The 15,962-nt window shown below is 37.5% G+C and carries 15 protein-coding genes, 1 riboswitch and 2 other annotated features; of the genes, 8 read left to right on the top strand and 7 right to left on the bottom strand.

Annotation, left to right across the window (positions count from 1 at the left end; all coding sequences use genetic code 11):
- Window positions 1-5 precede the first annotated feature (5 nt).
- The 4 genes from AHA02nite_RS09005 to AHA02nite_RS08990 all read right to left on the bottom strand — a co-directional run bounded on the left by AHA02nite_RS09005 (window position 6) and on the right by AHA02nite_RS08990 (window position 3,246).
- Entirely contained in the window at window positions 6-653 is a 648-nt protein-coding gene (locus AHA02nite_RS09005) for a permease prefix domain 1-containing protein (RefSeq protein WP_146816495.1), read from the bottom strand.
- Complete coding sequence (locus AHA02nite_RS09000) at window positions 643-993, bottom strand: PadR family transcriptional regulator (RefSeq protein WP_146816493.1); 351 nt, start codon at window positions 991-993, stop codon at window positions 643-645. Before AHA02nite_RS09000 ends, AHA02nite_RS09005 begins: the two co-directional genes overlap by 11 nt.
- A 102-nt stretch (window positions 994-1,095) precedes the next feature.
- Window positions 1,096-2,535, bottom strand: a complete 1,440-nt coding sequence (locus AHA02nite_RS08995) for an aldehyde dehydrogenase family protein (RefSeq protein WP_146816491.1) — start codon at window positions 2,533-2,535, stop codon at window positions 1,096-1,098.
- Between the two features lie 66 nt (window positions 2,536-2,601).
- Window positions 2,602-3,246, bottom strand: a complete 645-nt coding sequence (locus AHA02nite_RS08990; protein WP_146816489.1) for an HD domain-containing protein — start codon at window positions 3,244-3,246, stop codon at window positions 2,602-2,604.
- Window positions 3,247-3,327: 81 nt separating this feature from the next.
- Window positions 3,328-3,430, top strand: a riboswitch (TPP riboswitch).
- A 134-nt stretch (window positions 3,431-3,564) separates the two neighbouring features.
- On the opposite strand from AHA02nite_RS08990, the gene AHA02nite_RS08985 reads away from it, so the two are divergent.
- The 4 genes from AHA02nite_RS08985 to AHA02nite_RS08970 are packed head-to-tail and all read left to right on the top strand — an operon-like array spanning window position 3,565 to window position 7,111.
- The gene (locus AHA02nite_RS08985; RefSeq protein ID WP_146816487.1) at window positions 3,565-4,155 is read left to right on the top strand and encodes a YkoF family thiamine/hydroxymethylpyrimidine-binding protein; all 591 of its coding nucleotides are present in this window, start codon (window positions 3,565-3,567) and stop codon (window positions 4,153-4,155) included.
- Window positions 4,156-4,169: 14 nt separating this feature from the next.
- Window positions 4,170-4,778 (top strand): ECF transporter S component, encoded by a 609-nt coding sequence (locus AHA02nite_RS08980; RefSeq protein WP_146816485.1) that lies wholly within the window; start codon window positions 4,170-4,172, stop codon window positions 4,776-4,778.
- Window positions 4,765-6,345, top strand: coding sequence for an ABC transporter ATP-binding protein (locus tag AHA02nite_RS08975; RefSeq protein WP_146816659.1), 1,581 nt, complete (start codon window positions 4,765-4,767; stop codon window positions 6,343-6,345). Before AHA02nite_RS08980 ends, AHA02nite_RS08975 begins: the two co-directional genes overlap by 14 nt.
- Complete coding sequence (locus AHA02nite_RS08970) at window positions 6,329-7,111, top strand: energy-coupling factor transporter transmembrane component T family protein (RefSeq protein ID WP_146816483.1); 783 nt, start codon at window positions 6,329-6,331, stop codon at window positions 7,109-7,111. Before AHA02nite_RS08975 ends, AHA02nite_RS08970 begins: the two co-directional genes overlap by 17 nt.
- 31 nt (window positions 7,112-7,142) lie before the next feature.
- Here the strand turns inward: AHA02nite_RS08970 and AHA02nite_RS08965 are convergent, their stop codons facing one another.
- From AHA02nite_RS08965 to AHA02nite_RS08955, 3 genes are all read right to left on the bottom strand, one after another.
- On the bottom strand, window positions 7,143-8,321 hold the full coding sequence (locus tag AHA02nite_RS08965; RefSeq protein ID WP_146816481.1) for a GTP-binding protein: 1,179 nt from the start codon (window positions 8,319-8,321) through the stop codon (window positions 7,143-7,145).
- Between the two features lie 18 nt (window positions 8,322-8,339).
- Window positions 8,340-9,488 (bottom strand): FAD/NAD(P)-binding protein, encoded by a 1,149-nt coding sequence (locus tag AHA02nite_RS08960; RefSeq protein WP_170236034.1) that lies wholly within the window; start codon window positions 9,486-9,488, stop codon window positions 8,340-8,342.
- Between the two features lie 109 nt (window positions 9,489-9,597).
- Window positions 9,598-11,364: a glycerophosphoryl diester phosphodiesterase membrane domain-containing protein gene (locus tag AHA02nite_RS08955; protein ID WP_170236033.1), complete on the bottom strand. Its 1,767-nt coding sequence runs from the start codon at window positions 11,362-11,364 to the stop codon at window positions 9,598-9,600.
- Between the two features lie 175 nt (window positions 11,365-11,539).
- Window positions 11,540-11,787, top strand: a binding site (T-box leader).
- Window positions 11,788-11,840: 53 nt separating this feature from the next.
- Window positions 11,841-12,132 (top strand) — a binding site (T-box leader).
- A gap of 59 nt (window positions 12,133-12,191) precedes the next feature.
- Here AHA02nite_RS08955 and trpE point away from each other — a divergent pair.
- Genes trpE through trpC form a run of 4 tightly spaced genes read left to right on the top strand, consistent with a single transcriptional unit; the run spans window position 12,192 to window position 15,951 of the window.
- The gene (gene trpE / locus AHA02nite_RS08950; RefSeq protein WP_146816475.1) at window positions 12,192-13,568 is read left to right on the top strand and encodes an anthranilate synthase component I; all 1,377 of its coding nucleotides are present in this window, start codon (window positions 12,192-12,194) and stop codon (window positions 13,566-13,568) included.
- 1 nt (window position 13,569) lies between these two features.
- A complete protein-coding gene (locus AHA02nite_RS08945; protein ID WP_146816473.1) occupies window positions 13,570-14,178 on the top strand; it encodes an anthranilate synthase component II in 609 nt (202 codons plus the stop codon).
- Window positions 14,153-15,178, top strand: coding sequence for an anthranilate phosphoribosyltransferase (gene trpD / locus AHA02nite_RS08940; RefSeq protein ID WP_146816471.1), 1,026 nt, complete (start codon window positions 14,153-14,155; stop codon window positions 15,176-15,178). Before AHA02nite_RS08945 ends, trpD begins: the two co-directional genes overlap by 26 nt.
- A complete protein-coding gene (gene trpC, locus AHA02nite_RS08935; protein WP_146816469.1) occupies window positions 15,178-15,951 on the top strand; it encodes an indole-3-glycerol phosphate synthase TrpC in 774 nt (257 codons plus the stop codon). Before trpD ends, trpC begins: the two co-directional genes overlap by 1 nt.
- Window positions 15,952-15,962: the final 11 nt, after the last annotated feature.

Genomic DNA, 15,962 nt, shown 5'->3' with positions numbered 1-15,962 from the left:
TTAAGCTAATCTTTACGGCGACGTACTTTTGTTGTTAAAAATAATGCTAATAACAAGCCAAACCCAATTACAAAAAAGACTGTAAACGAGGTAATCGCAACAAACATCTCACCTGTTGCTAACCCTGAAGTTAAAGCTACAAATATGGCAAATAAAATTGTTCCAATTGCAGATGCGTAAAGTACCGCTCGAACACTACTCATAGCATAATACTTCTCTGTTTCCTTAGCCAGTAACCCATAAGTTAAAATGGCACCCCCTACAACGGCAAAAATACCTGTTCCGGGTATAGCTACAGCCTCAACTTCCATGAAAAACATACTTACAGACATTAATAATCCAAACAATATGAGTACAGTACCAATTACTAAAGATCCGATTGAAATTCGATTTGTCATAGATGAGTAAACTTCTTGTCTAACTTGATCTTTCCCATGTTCTCGCATATCTTCAACTAATCCACCTAGATCTCCCAGTGAAGCTTGAGCTTCCTTTAAAGCTTCCTCATCTGTCATACCTTTGGATTTATAATCTTGAATTCTTTCATGCATATTCGTTACTAACTCTTGTTTTAAGTCAAATAGCTGTTGACTTTCCCCTACTCCATTAAATAAATCATCAACATACTTTTTAACTTCCTGATTAAGATTCAATGTTATTTCCTCCCTTTATAAGCTGTTCTAAAACCTCTTTAGCAAATTCCCATTCTTTTCGACTTTCTTCATACCGCACTAACCCTTCATCGGTTATACGATAGTACTTCCTTCGACCGCCTTGTGTTTCATCTCCCCAGTAAGCTTCTATTAGACCATCTGACTGCAAACGGCGAAAAGCTGTGTACAAAGTTGCTTCCTTTAACTCATATTGTTGATCACTTAATTCAATAATCTTCTTATAAATCTCATAACCATAACTGTCACCTTGTCTGAGAATATTTAAGATAATCGTTGAAGTATGCCCGCGTATTAAATCCGTTGATATATTACTAGCCATTATTTTCACCTCTTTAAGTAAACTTTACAACATATTACTTTGTCTGTCAAAGTAATATGTCACAAAAATAATCTCTCCTTCAATAGGAGAGATTACCATACTCTAAAACGTATAATTTAAACTAATCATTTTACGATTAACCATTTCTTGAATCGCGTATTTGACACCTTCATAACCATACCCAGAGTTTTTCCTACCCCCATAGGGCATGTGGTCAAACCTTAACGTTGGTAAGTCATTAATAAGAACTTGGCCTACATTTAATTCATGACCAAATTGAAGTGCTTGTTTCATATCATTTGTAAACACACCTGCATTCAAGCCGTATTGACTATTGTTAATCGACTCAAGTGCTTCTTCTCCACTTTCGACTGTATTAACAATGACGACTGGTCCGAAAGCTTCTTCTTTATAAATTTTCGATTCAGGTTTTACATCTTTTAAAATCGTCGGCTTAAGTCCTCCATTCACTTGCGTACCACCTGTAACAATTTTCGCACCACTCTTTTCAGCCTCACTGATCCACTCTAATAACCTTTCTTGGGATGGTTCATCGATTAAATTAGATAGGTCTGTTGTTTGATCTAACGGATCACCGTAGATGAGCTTTTCTGTTTCACTCTTAAACTCTTCTAAGAATGGATCAATTAGGTTCTTATGGACATAAATGCGCTGTGTACTTATACATACTTGTCCATTGTAAGAAAATGCACCTGTTACAGCTTGTTTAGCAATGTCTTTCACACGGTCTTGTTGACTTTTATCAATATATAAAGCCGAATTGTTACCTAATTCCAGTGTTACTTTTTTCAATCCTGCTTGCGACTTAATCTCACGCCCAACTTCAGGACTTCCTGTAAATGTTAACTTTTTGATTACGTTGCTTTTTAGTAACACTTGTCCAAGTCTCGGACCATCACCTGTTATGACGTGGTAAGCATCTTCCGGAAGGCCTGCTTCAACTAACGCCTCACGAAGTAAGATTGCTGAAAGAGGTGTTTTTTCTGCTGGTTTGACTATAATCGAATTTCCAGCGGCAATGGCAGGGCCTACTTTATGAACGACTAAGTTTAATGGGAAGTTAAATGGTGTGATCGCTCCAATAACACCAATAGGTTCGAAAATTGTATAAGCATCTCTTCCCGCTCCATTCGGGGCTGCATCTAATGGAATTGATTCACCTTCAAGCTTACGTGCTTCAATAGCTGAAAACTTCAACGTTTGCACGGTACGATCTACTTCACCTAAAGCGTATTTCATCGGTTTACCTGATTCTTTTGCAATCGTTTCAGCAAATAAATTTTTATAATCTGATACCACTCGGGCTGATCGATCTAATATTTCTGAACGTTCATATGCTGGCATGCTTTTCATCTTCCCGAATGCAATTTCAGCCTTTTGAATCGCTTTCTCCATCTGGTCATCTGGACACTCTGGGATCCTAACAATTTCTTCTTTCGTATGTGGATTAACTAATGCGTATGACTCGTGTGAGTTTTGATCTAACTGATTTATATAATCCATATACGTTAACATAACCATCACCTTCCTCCGCTAAAATTCTCTAACTATTAGTATTCCACTAATTGCCGTAAACCTAACCTTAAATTACCGTATACCTTTCCACTCTTTATAAAATTGTTCTAAATATTGTTCCATAAACTGATGTCTCTCTTCAGCTAGTTGATACCCTGTTGAAGTATTCATTAATTCTTTTAACTTCAATAGTTTTTCATAAAAATGATTAATAGCTGTCCCATTTTTCTCTCGATACTGTTCTTGAGACATATTTATTTCTGGTTCCTCATCAGGGTCATGGATTAAGTTTCCTTTCGCTCCGGCAAATGCAAAACATCTCGCAATACCAACAGCCCCGATCGCATCTAATCGATCAGCATCTTGAACGACTTGTGCTTCTAAACTAGTTAAATGATTGTGAGCTTCCTTAAAAGAAATCGTTTGGATGATGTCTAAAATATGTACTTGATCATGCTCAACAACTTGTTGACTGTCCAACCAACTTTTAACCTCATGTAAAGCCGCTTCTTTATCTTCTACAAGCTTATCGTCAATCAAATCATGTAATAATGCAGCCATAATAGAAATAAATAAATTAGCTTCTTCATCTTCAGCTATTGTTTTTGTCAATTCTACAACTCTTGCAATGTGCCACCAATCATGTCCAGTGCCCTCTTGTTCTAGCTTTGTCCGTACAAATTCTTCCGTATTTTGAATAACAAATTTTTGGTTCATGAGAAGTTACCTTTCTTTTTTAGTTTACAAATGTTGATAGATTTATTATGCTATAAGTATAACAAAACTGCATACGTGAGTTACAAGCACTAGGGGAGCTACAAATGTGGCTGAGAAGGTGTAAACCTGACCCTCATAACCCGAACTAGATAATACTAGCGTGGGGAAGTGCGGTGAAGCTTCATGTCTTAAATTCATGATTAACACAAGCTGAACTGCATTCCCACGGGATGCAGTTTTTTTATTGTTAGCTAAGGGAATTGACTACTAAAGAGGCTAACAACTATACGAATTCACTATTTTAAGGAGGAGATTTTCATGACTAATCAACAATGTGGAACAAGCAGAATCGCGGGGTGCCAATTCACTTTACACCCAATGAGTGACAACTTCGTCGACATTATTTTATCAGCATTAGATGAAGTGGATAGCACAAAGGTGTGGAAAGACACGGATGATGTAACAACATGTGTACGAGGAAAAATGGTTCACGTTTTCGACGTAACGAAAGCGATCTTCCTTCACGCAGCTAAAACCGGTGAACATGTTGCGATGAGCGGCACATTCTCAATCGGATGCCCTGGAGACAATGAGGCTGATGTTTATATGGCTGAGTCTGATGAGCCTATGAATCTAGAAAAATCACAAACAATCGATCAACAAGCTGGTTGCAAATTCTCTCTTTATCCTTTAGGTCGTGAAGACTATATGGATAAAATCTATGAACAAATTGACCTTTCAAAAGCTCGTGGTGTTGAAGTAAGTGCTTCTCACTATATGACACGTCTAGATGGCGATGTTAAAGATATCTTTAACGCTATTGAAGAATCTTTTGTTGCTGTACAAGAAAAAGTATCGCACACGACGATGACGTTCACGATCTCAGCGAACAGTCCATCAAATAAATAATTCGGAGGTTCAGTATGACAAATAAATGGCATCTTAAAGAAATTGTTTTACTTTCCATTCTAGGGGTAGTCTTTGCTGTTATTTACCTTTTAGCATATGGTGTTGGGCAAGGTTTAGTCGGTTTTCTTACACCATTTGGTTTAGGTCCACTTGGGTATGAGTTCATTTTTGGTATTTGGTTTATCGTATCCATTATCGCAGCTTATATTATCCGAAAACCAGGTGCAGCATTTACTTCAGAATTAATTGCTGGTACGGTTCAAGTTTTAATCGGTAGCCCTGCTGGTCCAATGTTAATTATTTCAGCAGCGATTCAAGGTTTAGGAGCTGAATTCGCCTTTGCAGTAACGAAATGGCGTGACTACCGTTTACGCGTCTTAATAGCAGCTGGTGTGTTTGCCGCTGTATTCAGTTTCGTATGGCACTTCTATCAGTCTGGCTTTTTCGCGTATGCTATAGGATTAGTAGCTGTCATGTTCATCATTAGAATAATCAGTGGTGCTCTATTAGCTGGCTTACTAGGTAAATGGATTAGTGACCAATTAGCTAAAACCGGCGTGCTTCGTGGCTATGCATTAGGGAAGGAGCTGCAAAAGAAACGTGAAAGAAATGACGCAGCTTAAACCACTGATAGAAGTGGATCAATTCTCTTTCGATTATGAACAATTAAATGAACCATTAGTCTCTGAAGTCAGTTTCAACATTAATAAAGATGAAACAGTTTTACTAATGGGATCAAGTGGCTCAGGCAAATCGACGATCTCATTATGTTTAAATGGTTTATATCCTGAGGCAGTAGAAGGTGTCGCATCAGGGGACATCTTCTTCAAAGGTAATAACATTAAAGACTTTGAGAAAGGTGAACTTAACCAAAACGTCGGCATTGTTTTCCAAGATCCTGAGAGTCAATTTTGTATGATCACAGTTGAGAATGAGTTAGCTTTCACATTAGAAAATATTCAAACACCAAGAGAAGAAATCGCGCCTAAGATTGATCAAGTATTAGAAACGATCGGGATGATCGATTACAAGTATCACAACATTCATGAGCTTTCAGGTGGTCAAAAACAGAAGGTCGCCCTTGCTTCTGTTCTATTGTTAGACCCTGAACTGATTATTTTAGATGAACCAACAGCGAACCTAGATCCCGTATCTAGCTTAGTGTTTGTTAATTTAATCAAAGACTTAAAACTCGAGACTCAAAAATCGATCTTCATTATCGAGCATAAAGCTGATGATTGGTTAACCTTCACTGACCGTGTGCTCGTCTTAAATAAACAAGGACAGTTAGTAGCTGATGATTCACCAAAATCACTTTTTACAACAAACAAAACATTAATTGAAAATGAAGGACTTTTCATTCCTAAAGTTTATCAAAAGCAGATGTTACAACCTCAAAATGAAGTAAAGAATGAAACATCCGAAGCTAGCATGGTTATTAATGACCTTAGCTTTAGTCGTAAAAAGACGTTAATTTTAAACAGCATTAATATGACGTTAAATAAAGGTGAAATGATCGCTATAGTTGGTGAAAATGGTGCAGGTAAATCAACGTTACTCCAACTCATGGCTGGTATTTTAAAGCCTAAAAAGGGGAACATCACCTTTCTAGGGCATTCCTTACAAAAATGGAAAGAGCAAAAACTTAGACAGCATATGGGATTTGTCTTTCAAAATCCTGAACATCAATTCATCACCGATACGACTTATGACGAAGTATCATTTGGGATGACGTTAAACGGATATAGTGAAGATGTCATAAAAGAACGGACTGAACAATTGCTTCAAAACTTTCAGTTAAGTGCCCATAAATGGAGCAACCCTTTTGCTTTAAGTGGCGGTCAAAAGCGTCGACTAAGTGTTGCGACGATGTTAGATGAAACACCCGATTTATTGCTTTTTGACGAGCCAACCTTTGGGCAAGATGCACAAACGACAGATGAATTAATGACGATTGTAAAAGATCTTCAAGCTAAAGGAACAACAATTGTGTTTGTAACCCATGACATGGACTTAGTCGATTTGTATTGTGATCAAGTTTATGTCATTAACGATCAACAAGTGGCTTTTGAAGGCCATCCACACCAATTGTGGAAACAAGATGCGCTTCTAGAACGCGCGAGGTTACGACTACCAGACCGTCTTCGGCACGGGCAAGAAGTAGGTGAGACATATGATCTCGTCTATTAATCCTACAGTAAAGGCTGGAGCCATTTTAGTTCCTGGTGTCTTACTCGGTTTAATGTTCGACATTTTTACACCACTTGTATATTTGATCTTTATTATTCTCGTTACTTTCGCTTTTACTGATATATCACTAAAACGATGGTTACTCATTTTCTCGCCGTTTGTTTTGTTCATCGTGTCTTTCAGTTGGACGCGAATGCTATATACGAGTGAATCGTTCCAAGGTGGAGCTATTTTATTTGAATTTTGGTATTTTCAAGTGACGACGGAAGCTTTAATGGTATCGATTAGCTTAGCATTAAGATCGTTATGTTTTATCGCATTATCATTGCTGTTCATTTTAACGACAGATTCAACAAAATTAATGCTTAGTTTAATGCAACAACTCAAACTTCCACCCAAAATAACTTATGGTGTTTTAGCTGGATACCGCTTCCTCCCTACTTTCAAACACGAGCTTGAAATTTTACGCCAAGCCCATCGAATACGTGGTGTTGGTCGTGCTAAAGGGATTAAAGGAAGGCTCCAACAGTTTAAGAGATATTCTATTCCGTTATTAGCTAATGCCATTCGCAAAGCTGAACGTGTGGCGAATGCGATGGAATCAAAAGGGTTCACAGGAGACCGTAACCGCACCCACTATCATGAAATGAAAGTTCGCAGGCGTGATTGGGTATTTTTCGGAAGTATGGTTGGAGCGCTTTTCCTTACAGTATTTATGTCGTACTACTTTGGCTACCTAAACATTTTCGGAAGAGAAATTAACTAAAAAAGATTGCGCTATTCAAAGCGCAATCTTTTTATACATACTCTGGCAATGGATCTTCAAACTTGGACCAATCTGCTTGCATTTCGTCATCCGTTAATAATGCTTGATCAAGCATCGACCTCACCTGATTCTCATCCATTTCTAATCCTATTAAGACGAGTTCCGTCATTCTATCACCATGGAGTTCATCCCACTTTTCCTTTATTTCTGGCTCTTCTTCAAGTATAGCTTTTTGCTCCTCTTCTGGATATGCAGACACCCATTCGCCTGCTGATTCAATCATTAGAGACGTACCTGCTTGTGATAACAAACCTGCAACATCGTTTCGAGAAGATAACCAAAAGAAACCTTTTGCTCTAATCACATCTTGTGGCCAACTTTCTAAAAAATCCATAAGACGCTTGGGGTGAAAGGGCCTTTTACTTTTATAAACAAAAGAAGAGATTCCATATTCCTCAGTTTCAGGGACATGTTCTTCATTCAACTCTTTAATCCATCCCGCCGCTTGACTAGCTTTCTCAAAGTCAAAAGAATTTGTATTCAACACCTCATTCAATTCAACCTGTGCAAAAGATGAAGTTAATATTTTAGACTCAGGGTTTAGTTTTAAGAGTACACGTTTTAATTCTTCAATATCAACGTCTTCTAACAGATCTACCTTATTCAATATTAGAACATCTGCAAACTCTACTTGATCAATTAATAAATCTACGACTTCTCGAGTATCATCATCTGAGACCGCCTCTTGACGTTCTAAAAGTGATTCACCAGATGCGAAGTCTTCCCAAAACCTATTACCATCCACTACAGTTACCATCGTATCCAAACGACAAAAACTCGATAAATTAATCGACAATTCTTCATCAATATATGTGAAAGTTTGAGCCACTGGGATTGGCTCTGATATCCCGGATGATTCTATCACAATGTAATCAATATCACCTTTTTTTGCGATTTTCTCGACTTCAACCATTAAATCTTCACGTAGTGTACAGCATATACAACCATTTTGAAGCTCTACTAACTTCTCTTCAGTTGCTGAATAAGAGGCATTCTTAATAAGGCTGGCATCAATATTTATTTCACTCATATCGTTTACAATGACTGCCACTTTTAGACAATCAGTGTTTTTTAATATTTGATTTAATAATGTCGTTTTACCCGACCCTAAGTAACCACTTAGTACAGTAACAGGAATACGTTTATCCATTGTCATCACCTTCTTTATCTAATTTGAATTTGCAATAATTTGTGCTGCCTTTCGTGCTCCAGATATATTTTTAGCAATAGGGCCAATTTCCAATTCAGCTAATGACCCCGTAACAAATAAGTGTGAACACCATTCCAATTGATTAGTAATAGGAAATCCACATTGAGCACAAGGCAAATTTTCTTCAGTAATTAATCGAGATAACCATTTTTGATTGGGTAGTCCTTGTTTGAAACCAGTCGCAAGCAATACTGAAGATGCTTCCACTGTTCGATTACTTTCTAATAATAAGTTAACCTTTTGATCATCTTTACAACTTAGGCTTTTTACTTGATCAGTCACTATAGACATTTGCCCTTTTTTCTCCAATGATAAAAGAGTAAAATATAAATCTCTTGGAATCGACCCTTTGTGCCTCGCGCTAGTTATGATTTCTCTCCGCTTTGTTAACTCTTTTTCTTTGTTGAACCTGTTCAAGTATTTCGGTCCAAGCCAACCAGGATCACTATCAAATAAATGAATTTTGAAAGAGTTCCGTTTAAGTAATGTGACTTGACCAGGAAAAATTTTCGCAAGCTTTATGACTGAATGCGCAGCGCTAATTCCACCACCCACTACAGTGACTGGTGGCCTTAATTCACTTAAATCCGTAATACTGGGACTGAAAACATGATGAACATTTTCATAACTTTTAGCCCAATTAGGAATGTGTAAGTCATGGTTTGACCCAACGGCAATGACTAAATTATTAGAGTTGAAGACCTCACCATCTTTAGTTCTAACACACCAACTAGTTCCTTCTTTTTTTACTTCACAAACCTCTCCTTCATGCCACGAATCTAATATGGAACAGCTATGTAATACATAATCTGAGTGTTGGTTAAAAAGTTCCAACGCTGGCCTCTTATATTTACCATAAAAACTTTTATCACTATACTTCTTAGCATAATGCTGTAAGCTAAAGGGATTTGTATCTATTTGATGAACAGAGGGTGACCGTAAAAAAGGCATTTCAATCTTTGAAGTTAATTCTCGCCATCGAGACATGGGCTTTCCATAGGAATCAATTATAAGTAAGTCTTTGGTATCTACTTTGCCTTGCCTAATTAGGTGTGTTGCTACTGTGCACCCTTGAATTCCCCCTCCGATGATGATCCATTTATACAAAGTCTCCCCCCCTCTCACTTCAAATCGTAACGATTACGATTTGATTATATATTAACTTTTTTAAATGTTTTTGTAAAGAAAAAAAAGAGGCTGATTATACAGCCTCTTTCTACTCTCTAAGCTCAAACATCCTTAACACGACATCTGGTGTTTTCGTAATGATCCCATCGACATCATACTGTAAAATTTGGTTTGCCGTCCGGTCGATATTCGTTGACCAGACCCATACCCCTCGCCCATCTTGACGAGCTTCTTCAACTAAACTTTCTGATAACATCGTTTGGTGTACCGTATAAAAATCCACATCTAAACGAGATAAATCACCAACTGCGGTAAACAAAATTTGACCAATTTCAATATCTTCGTTTAATGCGCGGATTTCTCTTAAGACTTGGTTATTAAATGCCATCGCGTAGAAGTCATTTTCCGCTTCATATTCTTCTATTAAACGTACAATTTCCTGTGCTAGTTCTGCTTCATTATCATCCGGCTTCAAATCTAATAAAAGTCGAACACCCGCTTCTTGGGCAACTTCAATCACATCTTCTAGTTTCGGGATCGGCTCACCAGCATACTCTTCAGAATACGAAGATCCAATCTCAAGCTCAGACAATTCTTCGTATGTTAATTCACTTATTCGCTCTGGTTCACCTGCCATCCGCATTAAGCTCATATCATGGTGCAACACAGCGACACCGTCTTCTGTTAACTGGATATCAATCTCAATGACGTTAATCCCCTTCTCAATAGCAGACTGAACACCACTCATCGAGTTCTCCGGTGCATTGACTGAATCGCCACGATGGGATGCAACCTCTACACTCCAATCTAAGTACACTAAATTCCCGCTCACTGTTTGGTTATAAGCAAATACCCCTGTAACGTATACAATTAACAACAGCACGACTAAATAACGTTTACTTTTAAAGAACTTAAACGCTTTACGTTCTGTCTTTGCAAGCTTTTTACTTTCAACAACTTTTAATTTATCTGTTACTTCGTCATAGTCTTGTTTAAATTGGTAAAACAACCTCGTTAAAATAATCATATTAATCGGTACTAACACTAAAGTGGATAGTGCAGCAATAACAGTTGAGATTGTAACTAAATAATGCTCAATTAAGTCGCCAATAATCGTGCCTACCATGCCAGATGGAATTAGTGATATAAGGTAAATTAACAATGTACTTAATGCGAAAATCAACAAGTTAATAGCAATTACATTTACTAATACAGACTTCTTATTTCCTTTTGTTAAACGCATACTTTGTTTAATTGCTTTTCTTACATTTAAGCCTTCAATGACGATATAATGAATCGCGAAGATCCACCTTAAAATAATGTAAAGTACAAGCACTAACAGTCCAAAGTAAACCGCAATAGATAAATAAGACAACGATAAATGTCCTGAATATAATATATCCATATTTAAGTCATAAACGACCCGATCAATTGGTGTCTCCACAAACGGCACAAGTAAAAATAGTACCATTATTAACGGTAAAATACTGACACTAATCAACTTTGGCGTTTTCGATACAGCTGTTAAAAAAGCGTTAGCTAAAGTAATCGACTGATTGAAAAAATGTTGTTGAGCTAAAACGATAAAAACACCAAACTCTATAAATATTAAGGCAAAAACCATTAACCCAACAACAGTTAGAGCGATAGCACCAGAATAACTTAATGCGATACTATATACATCATGATTAATAACTGTCGGTGCACCAATCAACATTAATATTCTATTGAAAATAAACGAAATAATCGGCATAAAAAGAACACTTGTTAAAACCGTGTATATTAAAGCGAACGTAATATGTTTAGGATAAGTTTTTCTAAAATCATTTAGGCTATTGTTAAATACTTGAAACATATGCTCCTCCATTTAAACTTTACTAGATAACATATTCCCTATTATAAATTATGCTAAACGAATTAATTGGGAAACACAATCAGACTAATTTTCTAGGCTTATGTTTCATTTTTTGAATAATAAAGGTTGACAAAACATAAAGTGATAGCATAAGATAAGTATCAAATCTTAAAACGGATTGGCATTGATGAAGAGAAGTAGTTTAGTCAGTTACTTCAGAGAGCTAGTGGTTGCTGTGAACTAGTGTAATGAACTAAATGAATGGACTTCTGAGCCTCCAACCGAACGTCTAGCGACTACTAAGGTTGGCGAACGTCTCATCGTTACAAGAGACACGTATTCAAGCATTAAGCTTCGATACGCGCTAAGCGGACTGGATCTTCCAGTCAATTAAGGTGGCACCACGGGTCTTCCGTCCTTAGAAATTTAAGGACAGAAGGCCCTTTTTTATTTTCACAAAACCATAAAATTAATAAAATAAATCGTTGAGTAAGAGGAGTAGACGAATGTTAAGTCATTACAGAGAGCTAACGGTGCTGAGAAGTTAGCGTGAACAACATCGTTGAATGGACTTACGAGAGGTTGCCTGAACCGCAGTATGGCAACTCGGACTTCCACCGTTAACAGGATAGGGTATCGGAAGGGCTATAGTTGAAACGTCTTCCCCTTTTAGAATTCAAGCTCTTCCCGTACCTGAAACAATGAGAGGGAAAGTATATACTGTATGCTTTTCAATAGAGGTGGTACCGCGATCGAATCGTCCTCTGTATACACAAATTGTGTGTGCAGGGGACTTTTTTTATACCCAAATTAAGGAGGTTAAACATATGGTTCAATATAAACACGAAATTATAGAGGGTGATCAACATACACCTATTTCTATTTTCCAGAAACTTAATGGAGAAAAAAAGTTTTTGTTGGAAAGTTCACTTAAACACGAAAAGACTGGACGTTATTCATTGATCGGTGAAAACCCTTATTACGAGTTTAAAGCTTTTGGAGAAGAAATTACTGAAACCAATTTACAAACAAATGAAATCAGTACGAATCATGGAGATCCGATACAGTCCTTATCTGAACTAGTTAAAGAAGGACTTACTTTACCTTTTGATATTCCTTTCATGTCAGGTGGAGTTGGATATATTGCATACGACATTGCCAAACAATTTGAACCAATCGGATTCGGACAGCATGATGATCTAAATATGCCTGATATTCATTTTATGTTTTATGAAAAAGTCATTGTATATGATCACCTATTACAAAACATCCACTGCTTCATATTTGACCAGTGGATTACAAATGAAAAGGTTAATTTAGAAACGGAAATGAAACAGTTGATTAATCAAATTAATAAACCAACACCAATAAACAAACAGCCTTTTACATTGGGAGCATTTAAATCAAATATCCCTAAAAAAGAATATTTAAACAAAGTTCAACAAATAAAAGATCAAATCAACGAAGGAGAAATATTTCAAGCGGTATTATCACAACGGTTAACAGCCGAATACGAAGGTGATCCATTTAGTTATTACCGGCAACTAAGAAAGAATAACCCATCACCTTACATGTATTTCATTGATTTCGATGACTATCACATCTTAGGCGCTTCACCTGAAAGCTTAGTTAAAGTTCGAGACAACGAAGTAACGACCAATCCAATTGCAGGAACACGCAAAAGAGGTCATACAAGAGAAGAAGATCTAAAGCTTGAAAATGAGCTATTAACTGATGAAAAAGAAATAGCCGAACACCAAATGTTAGTCGATTTAGGAAGAAATGATATTGGTCGAGTGGCTCAACCTGGAACTATTGAACTGACAAAATATATGGTCATCGAACGATACCGCTTCGTAATGCATATCGTCTCTGAAGTAACTGGGGTATTAGATAAAAGTGTAACGCCTCTTGATGCATTAAAAGCATGTCTACCAGCAGGAACGGTGAGTGGTGCACCGAAAATTAGAGCAATGCAAATCATCAACAACTTAGAACCAACTAAACGCGGTCCGTATTCAGGTGCTGCTGGATATTTATCGATTAACGGTAACTTCGACTTCGCCTTAGCGATCCGAACTATGATACTAAAAGATCAACTAGCGCATGTGCAAGCAGGAGCTGGTGTTGTCTTTGACTCAATTCCAGAAAGTGAGTATGAAGAAACATTAAACAAAGCTAAAACACTTATGGAGGTGAATTAAATTGATCTTACTAATCGACCATTATGATTCATTCACTTATAACATTTACCAATATATCGAAGAGTTAGGTCATTCAGTTGAAGTAAGGCGACCGGAGGAATTTGAACTGTCACAAGTAAGAAGTATGAATATTACAGGAATCGTCCTTTCCCCTGGACCTGGGAAGCCTGAAGATTATCAGAAATCGATTCAGCTCGTTAATGAACTCCACAAACAAATCCCTATTTTAGGCATTTGCTTAGGTCATCAAATAATTGGTGCAACATTTGGAGCTAACGTGAAACTGTCGAGTGTCATTATGCACGGTAAGAAATCGTTAATTTTACACAAAGGCAATGGCTTGTTTGCTTACTTAAGTCAACCATTACAAGTGATGCGTTACCACTCACTAGTGATAGACGAACAAACATTACCACCTTATTTCAAACGAAGAGCCACATCTATGGATGACGGTGAACTAATGGCTATAGAGCATCAAACATTCCCGCTGTTTGGAATTCAATTTCATCCTGAGTCTATCGGGACAAATGAAGGCAAACAAATTTTAAAACAGTTTTTAAATAAAACGCGAGAGGTGAATGACAATGAAACTTCTTCAAAAATTGGTTGAAGGAAACAGGTTAACTCAACAAGAGATGACTTCAGTTGCACACCATTTATTTAGTGAAGAGATCTCTGACAGTGAAATCGCTTCTGTTCTCACCGCCTTAAAAGTTAGAGGTGAATCTGTAGAAGAAATTGCAGCTATTGTAGAAGTGCTACGTGAAAAAGCGATGCCTATCAAGAAAGATTTGAACGGTGTCATGGACAATTGCGGAACAGGTGGAGACGGCTTACAAACTTTTAATATAAGTACAACGTCTGCCTTTGTATTAGCAGGGGCAGGGGCTAAAGTTGCCAAACACGGAAACCGTAGCGTCTCCAGTCGTACAGGAAGTGCTGATGTACTAGAAGAACTCGGTGTTGCTCTTGATTTTACGAGTGATGAAGTTGAGCAATTAATCGAAACAAATGGTGTTGCATTTTTGTTTGCGCCATATGTACACCATCGATTGAAACGCATTATGAAAGTTAGAAAAGATTTAAACGTCCCAACAATCTTTAATTTAATCGGTCCACTAACGAACCCTGTTGCGTTAGACACACAGTTTTTAGGTGTCTACCGTCGCGATCAATTAATGAAAATGGCTGCTGTATTACAACGGCTTGGGCGTAAAAGAAGTATCGTCGTCAACGGAGCAGGATATATGGATGAAGCCTCACTTGCTGGTGAGAACCATTTCGTTTTATTAGAAGAAGGTGAACTAATTCCTTTTACACTAACTCCAGAAGACGTAGGATTAAACACTTATTCCAACACAGACATTACCGGTGGAGACGCAAAGGAAAATGCACAAATATTGCGTGACGTATTATCTGGAAAAGAAGGCGCTTATTATGAAACAACACTATTTAATGCTGGGATTGGTTTATTTTCTTCTGGTATTGCAAACTCAATTCAAGAAGGTGTTGCGCTAGCACGCGAAACTATTCAATCAGGTCGTGCACTAGAAAAACTGAACCACTTAATTAATTATAGTGAAAAGAGAAACGTAAAGGAGATTTCGTAATGGGCACTATTTTAGATCGAATTTTAGACCATAAACGAGAAGAAGTAGAACTGTTAAAATCACAACCCTTATTAGACGAAGAGGCTAGTTTGAACGAAAACATCACACCTTTATATGACTCACTCCGCCAGTCGAATCAACTGTCGATTATTGCAGAGATCAAACGTGCTTCTCCTTCAAAAGGTGACATTAATGTCGGAATGGAGCCACCAGAACAAGCCAAGTTGTATGAACAAAGTGGAGCTACAGCCATTTCTGTATTAACCGACCAGCCTTTTTTTAAAGGAACAATTGAAGATTTAAAGCAAGTGAGAGAGACTGTTCAACTTCCGGTTTTATGCAAAGATTTCATCATCGATACAATCCAAATCGACCGAGCAAAGCGAGCTGGGGCTAATGTCATTCTACTCATTGCAGCTGCCCTACCAAAAGAGCAGCTTAAAGCTTTATACAACTATGCACTTACATCTGGTCTAGAAGTGTTGTTCGAAGTGCATAACGAAGAAGAACTAAAAGTGGCTACAGCTTTAGGCGCTAAAATAATCGGCATTAACAACCGTGATTTAAAAACGTTCAAAACAGATTTAGCTGTTACAGAACGGCTAGCCTCTCAAATTGAGGATCCTAATGTCATGATCATTAGCGAGAGCGGGATTAAAACAAGTGAAGATGCTAAGCGCGTTTCCCAAGCTGGAGCAAACGGCATTCTCGTTGGTGAAACGCTCATGAGATCAGACAACGTATCAGATGCATTACAACAACTGATCGTCTAGGAGGTGACGAA

This window comes from Alkalibacillus haloalkaliphilus (assembly GCF_007991275.1).
GTDB classification, from domain to species: domain Bacteria; phylum Bacillota; class Bacilli; order Bacillales; family Alkalibacillaceae; genus Alkalibacillus; species Alkalibacillus haloalkaliphilus.
The sequence above is the reverse complement of the archived record's forward strand: the minus strand, read 5'-3'. Positions and strand labels throughout refer to the sequence as shown.

Bases quoted from the DNA above. Each gene is read 5' to 3' on its own strand.
- trpD (WP_146816471.1), top strand. From the start codon at position 14,153: ATGAAACTTCTTCAAAAATTGGTTGAAGGAAACAGGTTAACTCAACAA.
- AHA02nite_RS08975 (WP_146816659.1), top strand. From the start codon at position 4,765: ATGACGCAGCTTAAACCACTGATAGAAGTGGATCAATTCTCTTTCGAT.
- trpE (WP_146816475.1), top strand. From the start codon at position 12,192: ATGGTTCAATATAAACACGAAATTATAGAGGGTGATCAACATACACCT.
- AHA02nite_RS08980 (WP_146816485.1), top strand. From the start codon at position 4,170: ATGACAAATAAATGGCATCTTAAAGAAATTGTTTTACTTTCCATTCTA.
- AHA02nite_RS08985 (WP_146816487.1), top strand. From the start codon at position 3,565: ATGACTAATCAACAATGTGGAACAAGCAGAATCGCGGGGTGCCAATTC.
- AHA02nite_RS09000 (WP_146816493.1), bottom strand. From the start codon at position 993: ATGGCTAGTAATATATCAACGGATTTAATACGCGGGCATACTTCAACG.
- trpC (WP_146816469.1), top strand. From the start codon at position 15,178: ATGGGCACTATTTTAGATCGAATTTTAGACCATAAACGAGAAGAAGTA.
- AHA02nite_RS08955 (WP_170236033.1), bottom strand. From the start codon at position 11,364: ATGTTTCAAGTATTTAACAATAGCCTAAATGATTTTAGAAAAACTTAT.
- AHA02nite_RS08990 (WP_146816489.1), bottom strand. From the start codon at position 3,246: ATGAACCAAAAATTTGTTATTCAAAATACGGAAGAATTTGTACGGACA.
- AHA02nite_RS08995 (WP_146816491.1), bottom strand. From the start codon at position 2,535: ATGGTTATGTTAACGTATATGGATTATATAAATCAGTTAGATCAAAAC.
- AHA02nite_RS08965 (WP_146816481.1), bottom strand. From the start codon at position 8,321: ATGGATAAACGTATTCCTGTTACTGTACTAAGTGGTTACTTAGGGTCG.
- AHA02nite_RS08970 (WP_146816483.1), top strand. From the start codon at position 6,329: ATGATCTCGTCTATTAATCCTACAGTAAAGGCTGGAGCCATTTTAGTT.